Here is a 14,669-nt window from a genome sequence, read left to right as displayed (position 1 = left end):
ACTACGATGAGGGCCCCCGGCTCGCGGAAGCGAGCCGGGGGCCTTCTCTCGTGGCGGACAACGCGGGGCAACCCACCGCGCGGGTTGCCGCTGGATCGCCCGGGGCGAGTAGGGTGGACAGCGATGCGCGCCCTTCTGCGGCCGCAACGTCCTGGCAGTGACGCCGCGTCGGCCCGTCCGATCGAACGCACGTTACGGGTCGACACGCTGGCACACCCCGCGGACACAGCACTCGACCGAAAGGGATAACTGATGAGACGCGCTAAGATCGTCGCCACGATCGGCCCGGCCATTTCCTCCTACGAGAAGCTCACCGAGGCCATCAATGCCGGCCTCAACGTTGCTCGTCTGAACATGAGCCACGACACCCACGAGACCCACTTGATGCAGTACGAGAACCTGCGTCGTGCCGCGTCGGACCTGGGCAAGAACGTGGCCATCCTGGCGGACCTCCAGGGTCCCAAGATCCGTCTGGAGACCTTCGTGGACGGACCGCACTTCCTCGAGGTCGGTGACGTATTCACGATCACCAACCGCGACGTCGAAGGCACCAAGGAAATCTGTGGCACCACGTTCAAGGGCCTCCCGCAGGACGTGAACGTGGGCGACGAACTGCTCATCGACGACGGCAAGGTGCGTCTGCGTGCCACAGCGGTGACGGAGACCGACGTGACCACGGTCGTGGAGATCCCCGGCAAGGTCTCCAACAACAAGGGCATCAACCTCCCCGGCGTTGCCGTGAACGTCCCCGCCCTGTCTGACAAGGACGAGGAGGACCTGCGGTGGGCGCTGAACACCGGCGTGGACCTCATTGCCCTCTCCTTCGTGCGCACCGGCGACGACATCTCGCGAGTTCACGAGATCATGGACGAAGAAGGCATCCGTCTCCCGGTGATCGCCAAGATTGAGAAGCCGCAGGCGGTTGAGAACCTGCACGAGATCATCGATTCCTTCGACGGCATCATGGTCGCCCGTGGTGACCTCGGCGTGGAGCTGCCCCTCGAGGACGTTCCCGTGGTCCAGAAGCGTGCCATCGAACTGGCCCGTCGTTGGGCGAAGCCGGTCATCGTGGCCACGCAGGTGCTGGAAACCATGATGGACAACCCGCGGCCGACCCGCGCGGAGGCATCCGACTGCGCCAACGCAGTGCTCGACGGCGCCGACGCCGTCATGCTCTCGGGGGAGACCTCCATCGGTCAGTACCCGATCGAGGCGCTCCAGACCATGGCGCGCATCGTGGAGGCCACGGAGCGTCACGGACTCGAGCGCATCGGTGAGATCAGCACGGAACCCCGCACCCGCGGTGGTGCGATCACGCGCGCAGCGGTGACGATCTCGCGCCAGCTCGACATCCCGTACATCACCGCATTCACGCAGTCCGGCGACTCCGCTCGTCGCCTGTGCCGCCTGCGTCCGCCGCAGCCGATCCTGGCCTTCACCCCCAGCCAGAAGGTCAGCGCGTTCTGCGCGCTCATGTGGGGTGTGGAGCCCATTCTGACCGAGGCCGTGGACCACACCGACGAGATGACCAAGCAGGTCGACCGCTACATGTACAAGTCCGGTCGGGCCGTTGCGGGTGACCTGGTGGTCATCTGCGCCGGATCGCCCCCAGGAGTGGCGGGTTCCACGAACCTGGTCAAGGTGCACCGCATCGGCGACCAGCAGGACGCCGGTGCCTTGGCTGAGGACTCCCCGGAGGTGCACGAGACCGTCGGGCCCTGGGGCGAGGAGAACTGACGCACCAGCTGCTGAAACACGGAGAGGCCCCGGGGATCATCCCCGGGGCCTCTCCGTGTTGGCGACCATATTTTGACGACCAGCCGGACGCCGTGATCTCACTGATTTGGTGCCCAAGGTGGGACTCGAACCCACACTCCTAAGAACCGCATTTTGAGTGCGGCGCGTCTGCCAATTCCGCCACTTGGGCAAAGCACTCGCAGCAGTGTACCCCACATCCGGTTGTAGGCTGGACGGAGAGCAGCCAGTACTCGGCCGCAGACCCCAGCAGCAGGCGAGGAGTAAGTGCAGTGACCCAAACCCCAGGTCAACCGGACCCGCAGGACGCCCAGAACGGCGCGGGTGCGCTCAACTCCGTCGACAGAGCAGCCACGTCTGCCGAGGCCGGAGAGTCCACGGTGGACGTCTCCGAGGCAGAGTCGATGAAGGGCGAAGGGGCACCGGAGTCCTTCGGCTCACGCCGCCGGGTTCTGGTGGCCGAGGACGAATCCTTGATCCGGATGGACGTCGTGGAGATGCTCGAGGGCGAGGGTTACGAAGTCGTGGGCGAGGCCGAGAACGGCCAGCGTGCCATCGACCTGGCCAAGGAACTCGAGCCGGACCTGGTCCTCATGGACGTCAAGATGCCTGTGCTGGACGGGATCACCGCAGCCGAGGCCATCGCTTCGGAGCGCATTGCGCCGGTCGTTCTGCTGACTGCATTCAGCCAGAAGGAGCTCATCGAGCGAGCACGGGAAGCCGGTGCCATGGCGTACGTCGTCAAGCCCTACACCGCTGCTGACCTGGTCCCGGCCATCGAGATCGCGCTGTCACGCTTCGAGGAAATCATCTCCCTCGAGGACGAGGTCTCCGAGATGAAGGACCAGTTCGAGACCCGCAAGATGGTCGAACGGGCCAAATCGCTGTTGATCACGAAGATGGGCCTGACCGAGCCCGAGGCGTTCCGGTGGATCCAGAAAACCTCGATGGACCGTCGGCTCTCCATGCGGGAAGTGGCCGAGGCCATTCTCAACCAGGTGGCCTGATCCCGGCTGGGGAGGACTCTCGACGACGGTGCAGTCGGATCGCGCACCTAGGATGGGCACGTGAGCGATCAGAGCACCCCCAAGCCCACCACCGTCGTCATCGGCACCAAGACCGAGCACCCGCGGGAGATCGAACTCCCGGAACCGGTGTCCCGGCCCGACCGCCGACTTCTGCTGATCGACGGTCATTCGCTGGCATTTCGTGCGTTCTTCGCCTTGTCCAGGGCCGCCGAGTACGGCAACGGTCCGGCGTTCGTCACCTCTGAGGGCGTACACACGGAAGCGGTCTACGGCTTCCTCAACACCATGGCCAAGATGATGCGGGACCACGAGCCCACACACGTCGTGGTCTCCTTCGACCTCGAAGGTCCGACCCTGCGGTCCCAGGAGTACGAGGACTACAAGGGCGGCCGTGACGAGACGCCGGAGGCTTTCCACGGGCAAGTGCCGCGTATTCAGTCGATCCTCGAGGCACTGGGCGTACCGGTCGTGACCAAGGACGGGTACGAGGCGGACGACGTCCTGGCCACTTTGGCCAAACGGGGGGCCGCCGATGACTTCCAGGTACTGGTGTTCTCGGGGGATCGGGACGCGTTCCAGATGGTCGACGACCACGTGACGGTCGTGTACCCGGGCCGTACGCCCTCGGACCTGAAGCTGATGGACGCCGCGGCGGTCATGGAGAAGTACAAGGTCCCGCCCCAGAACTACCCGGACCTGGCTGCCCTCACCGGTGAACAGGCCGACAACCTGCCCGGCGTCCCCGGGGTCGGACCGGGATTCGCCGCGAAGTGGATCGAGGCCTACGGAGACGTTGAGTCCGTGCTTGATCATGCCGACAAGATCACCGGCAAGAAGGGTGAGGCGCTGCGGGAGAACCTGGACCTGGTCCGCCGCAACCGCAAGCTCAACCGGCTGGAAACCGACCTCGATCTCGGCTTCGACCTGGTGGACGCGGCACTACCTGACCCGGACGAGGCCGCGGTCAACCAGTTGTTCGACGACCTCGAGTTCGGATCGGGGCTTCGGGGGCGGGTCCTGGACGTGTTCGCCGGTCCGGACGCGGGACCTTCGGCAGCCGCGTCGGGGATCGAGGAGGTCCCCACGGTCGTCACCGCCGCAGAACTGAACGAATGGCTCGGCGTCGACGCCGAGCGGGAGACCGCCGTCCGCGCCTTGCGCCACGACGACGACGCCGCTCAGCCCGGTGGCCGCGAAGTCACCGAGCTGATCCTCGCCCGCGCAGGAGTGGACGAGAAGCCCGCCCGGGCGTTCCACGTGAACCTGGTGGAAGCTGATGCCGAGTTGGACTCGACCTTGGGCCAGTGGCTGGCGGACAAGTCCGCTCCGAAGGTCGTGGTGGGACTGAAAGACCTGTGGAAGTCCCTGGCCCTGCGCGGGATGGAGTTCGAAGGCGCCGTGGACGACGTCGCTTTGTCGGCCTATCTGGTCGAGCCGGCTCGACGGCACTACGACCTCGAACCCCTCCTGGCCCAACACCTCGACCTCGAAGTCCCCGACATCGAGGAACGGACCGCACAGGACGCTGACGGCCAACTGTCCTTGGACGTGGCTGACGCAGAGGCCACCGGTACTGATCCGGAACACGTGCGCAGAGAAGCCGAGTTGGCCGTGGCCAGCCTCCAGCTCTCCGCGTTTCTCCGGGACAAGCTCCAGGCCGACGGGCAGAGCGCCCTGTTGGCGGAGATGGACCTCCCTTTGGCCAAGATCCTGGGGCGGATGGAACTCACGGGGGTGGCCGTCGACCGGGATCGGGTGGACGCTCTCATCCGGGATCTCGAAGGCCCCATCCAGCAGGCCTGGGACACCGCCCAGAGCTTGGTTCCCCGGGAAGAAGGCGAACCCGAGATCAAGCTCGGGTCCACCAAGCAGCTGCAGACCGTGCTGTTCGACACCCTCGGCCTGCCACCCACCAAGAAGATCAAGACCGGCTACACCACCTCGGCCGCCGCACTCGAGGAGCTGCTCACCAAGGTTGACCTGGATTCCCCGGGAGCGCAGTTCCTGCTGGCACTGCGCCGCTGGCGTGACACGACCAAGCTCAAGCAGATCGTGCAGGGACTCAAGACCGCGATCAAGGACGACGGCCGGATCCACACGGACTATCAGCAGACCGTGGCTGCCACGGGGCGGTTGTCCTCGACCGATCCGAACCTGCAGAACATCCCCGTGCGTACGGAGGAGGGGCGGCGCATTCGTGGTGCCTTCGTGACGGGTTCCGACGCCGAAGGCCCTTACGAGGCCCTCGTGACGGCGGACTACTCGCAGATCGAGATGCGCGTCATGGCGCATCTCTCCGAGGACGAAGACCTGATCGAGGCGTTCCGGGCGGGGGAGGACCTGCACCGTTATGTGGGTTCCAAGGTCTTCGGTGTGGAGCCGGAGGGTGTGACCCCGGAAATGCGCTCCAAGGTCAAGGCCATGAGCTACGGGCTCGTCTACGGCCTGAGCTCGTACGGCCTGTCCCAACAGCTCAACATCTCCGTCGACGAGGCCCGGACCATGATGGCCGACTACTTCAAGCGCTTCGGCGGCGTCCGTGACTTCCTGCGGGGGGTCGTGGACGAGGCAAGGGAGAAGGGCTACACGGAAACCATCGACGGGCGTCGTCGGTACCTGCCGGACCTGGCCAGCGACAACCGTCAGCTCCGCCAAGCCGCCGAACGCATGGCGTTGAATGCACCCATCCAGGGGTCCGCGGCAGACATCATCAAGAAGGCGATGATCCGGGTGGACCGCGAACTGGAGGCCCGGGATCTGCGGTCCAGGGTTCTGATGCAGGTCCACGACGAACTCGTCGTGGAGGCCGCCCCCGGTGAGGTCGACACGGTCAGCGAGATCCTGCGTGCCGAGATGGGTGCGGCCATCGAACTCTCGGTGCCGCTCGAGGTGAACGTGGGCGTGGGACCGGACTGGAACGCCGCGGCACACTGAGAGCGACCCGTCACGGCGGGGGAGCAGCAGGCCGTCCAGACCACTCGCACGCACGGGGGCCGTCACAGTGTTTCGCTGTTGATTCCAGACCTCACGGGTGCCTAAAATATACGGGCGTGTGCTCTGCGCACGTAGTCCACAAACGTTGAAGCCTCTGACGGTTTCCGCCGCGCGGACGCTTCACTGACCACTAACAATTCCATCGGAGTCCCTACTACATGACCACCACCACCCCGCAGGTTGCCGTCAACGACATCGGAACGGAAGAGGATTTCCTCGCCGCCGTCGATGCGACCATCAAGTACTTCAACGACGGCGATCTGGTGGAAGGCACTGTTGTCAAGGTTGACCGTGACGAGGTCCTCCTCGACATCGGCTACAAGACCGAAGGTGTCATCCCGTCCCGCGAGCTGTCCATCAAGCACGACATCGATCCCGATGAAGTCGTTGCTGTGGGCGACGAGGTCGAAGCCCTGGTCCTCACCAAGGAGGACAAGGAAGGCCGTCTCATCCTGTCCAAGAAGCGCGCCCAGTACGAGCGCGCCTGGGGCGACATCGAGAAGGTCAAGGAAGAAGACGGCGTCGTCACCGGCACCGTCATTGAGGTTGTCAAGGGTGGTCTGATCATCGACATCGGGCTGCGCGGCTTCCTCCCCGCCTCGCTGGTCGAGATGCGCCGCGTGCGCGACCTGGCCCCCTACATCGGCCAGAAGCTCGAGGCCAAGATCATCGAGCTGGACAAGAACCGCAACAACGTGGTCCTTTCCCGCCGTGCCTGGCTCGAGCAGACCCAGTCCGAGGTGCGCTCCGACTTCCTCAACAAGCTCGAGAAGGGCCAGGTTCGTTCCGGCCACGTCTCCTCGATCGTCAACTTCGGTGCGTTCGTGGACCTGGGCGGCGTCGACGGCTTGGTGCACGTCTCCGAGCTGTCCTGGAAGCACATCGACCACCCGGGCGAGGTCGTCGAGGTCGGCCAGGAGGTCAAGGTCGAGGTCCTGGACGTCGACATGGACCGCGAGCGTGTCTCCCTGTCGCTCAAGGCGACCCAGGAAGACCCGTGGCAGCTGTTCGCCCGCACCCACGCTCTGGGCCAGGTCGTTCCCGGCAAGGTCACCAAGCTGGTTCCCTTCGGTGCGTTCGTGCGCGTCGAGGACGGCATCGAGGGCTTGGTGCACATCTCCGAGCTGGCTCAGCGCCACGTGGATCTGGCCGACCAGGTCGTCGACGTCAACGAGGACCTCTTCGTGAAGGTCATCGACATCGACCTGGACCGCCGTCGGATCTCCCTGTCGCTCAAGCAGGCGAACGAAGGCGTGGACCCCGAGTCCACCGAGTTCGATCCCGCTCAGTACGGCATGGCTGCTGAGTACGACGACGAGGGCAACTACAAGTACCCCGAGGGCTTCGACCCCGAGACCAACGAGTGGATCGAAGGTTTCGAGGACCAGCGCGCCGCTTGGGAGCAGCAGTACGCGGATGCCCAGACCCGCTGGGAGGCCCACAAGGAGCAGGTGCGCCGTCACCTCAACGAGGACGCGGAGGCCGCTGTGGCCGGTGCCGGTGTTGCACCGTCCGCCGCTCCGACCTCGTACTCCTCCGAGGCTCCGGCCGAGGACGAGGGCACCCTGGCCTCCGACGAGGCACTGGCTGCTCTGCGCGAAAGGCCCCCGCCCAACAGCCCCAGGAAGGAGGCACCCCAAAACCCCCCCGCCCCCGGGGGGGGCTGGGGCTTCCCCCTGTCCGGCTCCGGGCGGCGTCGAGTGCGCGGTTCGATCGCTGCTGAGGCGCCCAGGGGCGATCGAACTGCGCACTCGGCTCAAGCAGACGGAAGGTCCACCCACCGCGTGCCCACGCGGGTGGGCGCAGCGCGTCCCGCGGTCAGCCTTGCGACATGAAGTCCCAGATGGTCCAGGGCCGCCTCCGTGTCCTGCACCGCGACGCTCAGCACGGCGCTGTCGGCAGCCCAGCGTGATTCCTGCACGGTGAAGGCAGCGGCTCGCAGGTGGTTCTCCCACCTCGGGGCAAGGCTCAACGGTGCCGGCAACTCGAAGACGGCCATTCGGGCGCGTTGCACCAGCGCCGCCCGGTCCAGCGCCTGGGACACGGAATCCGAATAGGCACGCACCAGCCCTCCGGCCCCGAGCAGCGTTCCGCCGAACCACCGGACCACCACCGCGCACAGATCGGACAGGTCCGCCGTGTCCGGCTCCCCGTCAGGCCCCGTCTGCCGCTGCGTGATGGCTTCGAGCATGGGGACCCCGGCGGTGCCGGATGGTTCGCCGTCGTCGCTCGAGCGCCGGATGCGACGCTCGGGTCCCAGGACCCAGGCGGAGCAGTGGTGTCGGGCGTCGTGGAACTCCCGGCGAAGATCGGCCACCAGGTCCGTAGCATCCTGTTCCGAATCGACTCTTTGCAGCACCGTGAGGAACCGGGACTTCTTGATCTCGATCTCGTGCCGGAGTTCCCGATGGTCTGCGAGCACTGTGTACTGGTGGGCCATGCGCCAGAGTCTAGGGTGCCGAGGTCCCCGGAAAGCACCCGCAGGAATGCATCCTGGGTACGCTTGTGCCATGGTGCACATTGGTCTCACGGGCGGAATCGCGGCGGGGAAATCGGCTGTCGCTTCGCGGTTGGTCGAGCTGGGTGCGGTCCTGATCGATTCCGACGCCATCGTGCGTGACCTCCAGCGCCCGGGTCAGCCGGGTCTGGTGGCGATTGCGCGGGAGTTCGGGCCCAAGATGTTGGCCCAGACGGGTGAATTGGACCGTCAGGCCTTGGGGGAACTCGTGTTCTCCGACGACGGCGCCCGTGAGCGGCTCAATGCGCTGATCCACCCGTTGGTACGTCAGCGGTCCGTGGAAACGGTCCAGCGTGCCGTGGCCGAACGCGGAGAGGACGTCGTGTTCGTGCACGACATCCCGTTGTTGGTCGAGACAGGCCAGGCGGGCAACTTCGACAAAGTCCTGGTGGTGGAAGCACCCCGGGCCGAGCGCATCCGGCGGATGGTGGAGACCCGCGGCATGTCCGAGCAGGATGCCGCCGCGCGAATCGACGCCCAGGCCACGGACGAACAACGTCGGGCAGCGGCCGACCACGTCCTGGTCAACGACGGAACGGAGGCTGAGTTGCGATCAGCCGTGGATGAGTGGTGGCACCGCCGAGTCTGCGCCCTCCTGCCCGATCAGAGCACCGAATCACAAGGCTGAAACTCCAGGTGAGAACGGCGTGGCGGGCCGAGAATTGATCTGTGACTCAGCACACTTAGGGTTGAAGAGGCGCTTGGGCAGGACCGCGCCGCGGGAAAACGACAGTTCTGCGGCGTAGCACCGGAAGTGTTTCCCCTTCCCTTCACCCTCCTGACGACTTCGCTTACCGAACGAGCGTGGCGCCACGACTTCGGTAGGTATAGGACCCCATGCTCAACCGCTTGCACGATGTCCTGAGGCTTCGCACGAATGCGACGATCTTCTTCAGCTCGGCCGCGATCGTCGTGGTCTTCGTTCTGACGGCACTGGTGTTCACCGACGCCGCTGACGCCTTCTTCTCGCACGGGTCGGCATGGATCATGGCCAACCTGGGTTGGTTCTACATCCTGGGCGTCTCCGTGTTCCTGATCTTCCTGGTCTACGTCGCGCTGAGCCGCTTCGGAGTGCTCCGACTCGGTGCCGACGACGAGCGTCCCGAACACTCGAACCTCGCCTGGTTCGCGATGCTCTTCGCGGCGGGGATCGGGACCATCCTCATGTTCTGGGCCGTGGCCGAGCCCGTGTCACATTTCGCCGCGCCCCCGTTCGAAGGCGTGGAGCCGGAGAGCCACGATGCCGCACGCAACGCTATGGCGATCACTCTCTACCATTTTGGCCTGCACACCTGGACGATCTTCACACTTCCCGCTTTGGCCTTCGGTTACTTCATGTACAAGCGGAACCTCCCACCGCGGGTCTCGTCCATGTTTCAGCCCCTGCTCGGGGGACGGATCCACGACCGCCCCGGGCAACTCATCGACATCCTGGCCGTGGTCGGGACACTCACCGGCGTCTCCGTGTCGATCGGGCTCGGGACGATGCAGATCAACGCCGGTCTGTCACGGCTGTTCGGTGTCCCCGAATCAGCGATCAGCCAGATTTCGATCATCGCGGCCGTGACGCTCGTGGCCTCTGTGTCTGCCGCTCTGGGAGTTAACCGGGGTATCAAGGTGCTGTCCAACGCGAACATCCTGATCGCCATCGGGCTGTTGGTGTTCATCCTGGTCAGCGGCCCCACGGTCATGTTGCTCAAGGGTATGGTCGAGTGGACCGGTGCGTACATCCAGACCCTCCCAGGCCTCATGTTCTGGACCGACACCTTGGCCAACACTGGCTGGCAGGACGGTTGGACCGTCTTCTACTGGGCCTGGACGATCACCTGGTCGCCGTTCGTGGGCATCTTCATCGCCCGGATTTCCAGGGGCCGTAGCGTACGTCAGTTCGTCATCGGAGTGCTGGCCTTTCCCACGTTGTTCTCCGTGGTGTGGTTCGGCATTTTCGGCACCGCAGTCTTCGACATCGAGTTCAACGGCGACGGCGGCCTGGTGGAGACGGTTGTGGGGGAGGGTGACATCCCCGGCGCGATGTTCGAGTTCTTGAGTCACTTCCCGCTGGCCTGGCTCATCTCTGCGATCGGGATCCTGGTCGTGGTGCTCTTCTTCATCACATCCATGGATTCTGCGGGTCTGGTCATGGACTCCATGGCCAGTGGGTACAACGAGGAGGCACCGGTGGCCCAGCGCGTCTTCTGGGTGGTGTCGATCGGTGTCGTGGCTGCCGTCCTCCTCACGGCCACGGGGCAGTCCGGTTTGACGGCTCTGCAGAACGTCGCAATTCTGATTGGTCTGCCCTTCTTCGTCCTGGGCTACTTCATGATGTGGTCCCTGCTGCGGGCCATGCGGGAGGACGCCGGAGAAATCGCCCCGATCCGTAGCCGTCAGTGGCGGCGAACATTGCCACCTGAAGAGTACGAACGACGCGCTGACTCGGGTGATCTCACGGACGAGGTCATTGCCCCCGAACACATCGTCGGTACTGAGCCCGAACACGCTGCGGAACTGGAGCGACCTGTACAGCCCGAAGTCGTCCAAAAGTACCGACTGCGAACTGGAGAGCAGTCCGTCATCGATCCTCCCCGCTGAATCCTGGTGTCCGGGTCCCGTGTCCGAGCCCACGCGTAGGCTGGCCCCATGAGCTTGGCACAGGAGATCAACCGCGTCGTCGCGCCCTTTGAGGTCGTCTCCGAATACTCACCCGCCGGTGACCAGCCCAAAGCGATCGCCGAACTGACCCAACGGGTCAACGACGGCGAAAAGGACATCGTCCTGCTCGGCGCCACCGGTACGGGCAAGTCCGCCACCGCTGCTTGGCTGATCGAGTCGGTACAGCGTCCCACGCTGCTGATGGTCCAGAACAAGACTCTTGCGGCCCAGTTGGCCAACGAATTGCGTGAGCTCCTGCCGAACAACGCCGTCGAGTACTTCGTCTCCTACTACGACTACTACCAACCGGAGGCCTACGTCCCGCAGACGGACACCTTCATCGAGAAGGACTCCTCGATCAACGAGGAGGTCGAACGGCTCCGTCACTCGGCCACGAATGCGCTGTTGACCCGCCGCGACGTGGTCGTGGTGTCCACGGTGTCCTGCATCTACGGTCTGGGCACGCCGGAGGAGTACATCCAGCAGATGGTCACTCTCAAGGTGGGGGAGGAGATGGACCGCGATGATCTCCTGCGGCAGTTCGTGAACATGCAGTACGCCCGCAACGACGTCGACTTCCACCGCGGGACCTTCCGTGTCCGCGGAGACACGGTCGAGATCATCCCGATGTACGAAGAGCACGCGATCCGGATCGAGTTCTTCGGGGACGAGGTCGAGTCCATCTACACGCTCCACCCGCTCACGGGCGAGATCATCCGGGAAGAGAACGAGATGTACGTCTTCCCGGCCTCCCACTACGTGGCAGGCGCCGAACGCATGGCCAAGGCCGTGACCGGCATCGAGGACGAACTGCGCGAACGCCTCGAGACCTTGGAGGGCCAGAACAAGCTGGTGGAGGCTCAGCGGCTGCGGATGCGCACGACCTACGACCTCGAAATGATGCAGCAGATGGGCTACTGCAATGGCATCGAGAACTACTCCCGCCACATCGACGGCCGCGGTCCCGGTTCCGCCCCACACTGTTTGTTGGACTACTTCCCGGACGATTTCCTGCTGGTGATCGACGAGTCCCACGTGACGGTCCCGCAGATCGGGGGCATGTACGAAGGCGACATGTCCCGCAAGCGCACCCTGGTGGAACACGGGTTCCGGCTGCCGTCTGCCATGGACAACCGCCCCTTGAAATGGGACGAGTTCCTGGAACGAATCGGTCAAACGGTCTACCTGTCGGCCACACCCGGCAACTACGAGCTCGGCAAGGCCGACGGTTACGTGGAACAGATCATTCGACCGACAGGCCTGGTGGATCCCGAAGTGGTGGTCAAGCCCACCAAGGGACAGATCGACGACCTCCTGGACGAGATCAACACGCGCGTCGAGAAGGACGAACGCGTCCTGGTGACCACGTTGACCAAACGCATGGCGGAGGACCTTACGGACTACCTCATGGAGCACGGGGTCAAGGTGCAGTACCTGCACTCCGACGTCGACACCTTGCGGCGTGTCGAGCTCCTGAGCGAACTGCGGCAGGGTGTGTTCGACGTCCTGGTGGGCATCAACCTGCTGCGTGAGGGTCTGGACCTTCCGGAGGTGTCACTGGTGTCCATCCTGGACGCCGACAAGGAGGGGTTCTTGCGCTCGACGCGGTCGCTCATCCAGACCATTGGCCGTGCCGCCCGTAACGTCAACGGCCAGGTCCACATGTACGCCGACAAGATCACCGACTCCATGCAGGTCGCGATCGACGAGACCAATCGTCGTCGTGACGTGCAGATCGAGTACAACACCGAGCACGGAATCGATCCTCAGCCCTTGCGCAAGAAGATCGCCGACATCACTGACCAACTGGCCAGGGAGGCGGAGGACACCCACGAGCTGCTGGCCATGCGGGCCGGTGCGGGTCGGAAGACGGCACCCACCGGTGGCCAGGAGGAACGCGGTGTGCTGGACCAGGCCGAACGGCGGATGCGTGAAGAGGGGCTCGAGACCGCTCCGGCCGAGAACCTGGAGGACCTCGTGCGGGAACTCACGGACCAGATGAACCAGGCGGCCACCGACCTCAAGTTCGAACTCGCGGCCCGTATCCGCGACGAACTCGCAGATCTCAAGCGCGAACTTCGTCATGTTCGGGAGTCCTCGGGGGCCTAGATCCTGGTGGCTGAAGTCATGCCGTGTAGCATGTTCGGCAGCGTAAGGGAGTATCCACTCGCGTTGTGAACGTCAGCACGCGGAGCCCACGAGGGTCCGCCGGACACAACGGTCGGACTTCAGGACCCACCCCGGTCATCCCAGGAGGACCGGTGAGACACGGGGAAGCCGACGGAGAGACTTGCGTTCTCGAACCATTCCCAACTTGGAGAGGACGCTTCATTGGAAGTTTCACCCTTGGTTTGGACGGTCACCATCGTCGTGATCGTCGGCATGCTTGCCTTCGACTACTTCTTCCACGTTCGTAAGGCACACGAACCGCACATCAAGGAAGCGGCCATCTGGTCCGCGATCTACGTGGGGATCGCCCTGCTGTTCGGTCTGTTCGTGCTGTGGGACTACGGACCCACGTTGGCCGGTGAGTACTACGCGGGCTACATCACGGAGAAGGCACTGTCGGTCGACAACCTGTTCGTGTTCCTGATCATCATGGCCTCCTTCAAGGTGCCGCGTAATGACCAGCAGAAGGTGTTGCTCTTCGGCATCACGTTCGCGTTGGTTGCCCGCACGGCTTTCATCTTCATCGGTGCGGCTGCCCTGAACGCCCTGGCCTGGCTGTTCTACATCTTCGGGTTCTTCCTGATCCTGACCGCGATCAACCTGATCCGCGGTGAGCTCAAGGACGAGGACGAGGAGGACGAAGCCAACAACTTCATCGTCCGGCTGGCCAAGCGCTTCATGCACACCACGGACTACTACGACGGCGACAAGCTGTTCACCATCGAGAACGGCAAGCGGGCCATGACCCCGATGCTGCTGGTGATGGTGGCTATCGGCGGAACGGATCTGCTGTTCGCCTTCGACTCCATCCCCGCGATCTTCGGCCTGACCCAGGAGACCTACCTGGTCTTCACGGCCGTGGCCTTCTCGCTCATGGGGTTGCGTCAGCTCTACTTCTTGATCGACGGCCTGCTGGACCGGCTCATCTACCTCTCGTGGGGCCTGGCCATCATCCTGGGCTTCATCGGCTACAAGTTGATCGTGCACGCCCTGCACGAGAACGACCTGCCGTTCATCAACGGTGGCCACCCCGTGCACTTCCCGCCGGAAGTCACGATCGGCCAGTCTCTGTCCGTGATCGTCGGTGTGTTGGTCCTGACGGTGCTCATCTCGCTCTACAGCCCCAAGGGCCGCGCCCTGCGCGTGCTTTCCGGCCTGCGCAACGTGGCGGAGGCATATGTCACGCTGCCCAAGGACGCCCCGGCTTCCGAGCGCGAACGCCTGGCCGCGAAGGGTGCCAAGCTGGCGTCCGGGATGCCGAACATTCCGCAGAAGTACCGGGACGAACTGATCGAGGAGGAGGACGAGTTCCGCGACCTGCTCGACCGGGCGCGTGGCAAGCACGAGCACTTCGAGCGCACCGGTGAGGCACCGGAGCCGGAGACTCCCGTCACCAAGGAGTGATTCGTCCCTGGCTGCGAATCCCACGGGTTGGACCCAACCGGATGCGCTGAGCCTGGTTCCGCACAGCGGCCTCTGGGGCGGTCCCGCGGCTGATGACCGGGCGGGGGGCGGCGGTAGGGGTGGGGGGGGGGGGGGGGGCCGGACCGGAGGGG

At 64.6% G+C, this 14,669-nt stretch carries 9 protein-coding genes and 1 tRNA gene; 8 read left to right on the top strand and 2 right to left on the bottom strand.

What is annotated here, in order from left to right; all coding sequences use genetic code 11:
* Positions 1-252: 252 nt before the first annotated feature.
* On the top strand, positions 253-1,737 hold the full coding sequence (gene pyk / locus GWK18_RS00325; protein WP_123824250.1) for a pyruvate kinase: 1,485 nt from the start codon (positions 253-255) through the stop codon (positions 1,735-1,737).
* Positions 1,738-1,844: 107 nt separating this feature from the next.
* Here pyk and GWK18_RS00320 read toward each other — a convergent pair.
* Positions 1,845-1,927 (bottom strand) — tRNA-Leu (locus GWK18_RS00320).
* 232 nt (positions 1,928-2,159) lie between these two features.
* On the opposite strand from GWK18_RS00320, the gene GWK18_RS00315 reads away from it, so the two are divergent.
* The 3 genes from GWK18_RS00315 (at position 2,160) to rpsA (ending at position 7,612) form a co-directional block, all read left to right on the top strand.
* Positions 2,160-2,762: a response regulator gene (locus GWK18_RS00315; RefSeq protein WP_123824858.1), complete on the top strand. Its 603-nt coding sequence runs from the start codon at positions 2,160-2,162 to the stop codon at positions 2,760-2,762.
* Positions 2,763-2,822: 60 nt separating this feature from the next.
* Positions 2,823-5,717: a DNA polymerase I gene (gene polA / locus GWK18_RS00310; protein WP_166832431.1), complete on the top strand. Its 2,895-nt coding sequence runs from the start codon at positions 2,823-2,825 to the stop codon at positions 5,715-5,717.
* 218 nt (positions 5,718-5,935) lie between these two features.
* Positions 5,936-7,612 carry a 30S ribosomal protein S1 gene (gene rpsA, locus GWK18_RS00305; RefSeq protein ID WP_245192667.1) on the top strand — a complete coding sequence of 559 codons (1,677 nt, stop codon included), beginning with the start codon at positions 5,936-5,938 and terminating at the stop codon, positions 7,610-7,612.
* On the opposite strand, the gene GWK18_RS00300 is transcribed toward rpsA, so the two are convergent.
* Positions 7,534-8,217, bottom strand: coding sequence for a YigZ family protein (locus GWK18_RS00300; RefSeq protein WP_166832429.1), 684 nt, complete (start codon positions 8,215-8,217; stop codon positions 7,534-7,536). The genes rpsA and GWK18_RS00300 overlap by 79 nt on opposite strands.
* A 70-nt stretch (positions 8,218-8,287) precedes the next feature.
* Here GWK18_RS00300 and coaE point away from each other — a divergent pair, with 70 nt between their 5' ends.
* The 4 genes from coaE (at position 8,288) to GWK18_RS00280 (ending at position 14,517) form a co-directional block, all read left to right on the top strand.
* Positions 8,288-8,923, top strand: a complete 636-nt coding sequence (gene coaE / locus GWK18_RS00295; RefSeq protein ID WP_166832427.1) for a dephospho-CoA kinase — start codon at positions 8,288-8,290, stop codon at positions 8,921-8,923.
* A gap of 209 nt (positions 8,924-9,132) precedes the next feature.
* Complete coding sequence (locus GWK18_RS00290) at positions 9,133-10,884, top strand: BCCT family transporter (RefSeq protein WP_166832425.1); 1,752 nt, start codon at positions 9,133-9,135, stop codon at positions 10,882-10,884.
* 48 nt (positions 10,885-10,932) lie between these two features.
* Positions 10,933-13,053: an excinuclease ABC subunit UvrB gene (gene uvrB / locus GWK18_RS00285; protein WP_166832423.1), complete on the top strand. Its 2,121-nt coding sequence runs from the start codon at positions 10,933-10,935 to the stop codon at positions 13,051-13,053.
* A gap of 222 nt (positions 13,054-13,275) precedes the next feature.
* Positions 13,276-14,517, top strand: a complete 1,242-nt coding sequence (locus GWK18_RS00280; protein WP_166832421.1) for a TerC family protein — start codon at positions 13,276-13,278, stop codon at positions 14,515-14,517.
* Positions 14,518-14,669: the final 152 nt, after the last annotated feature.

Source organism: Kocuria sp. JC486, assembly GCF_011602805.1.
Classification (GTDB): domain Bacteria; phylum Actinomycetota; class Actinomycetes; order Actinomycetales; family Micrococcaceae; genus Kocuria; species Kocuria soli.
This window is presented reverse-complemented; position numbering and strand designations above follow the sequence as displayed.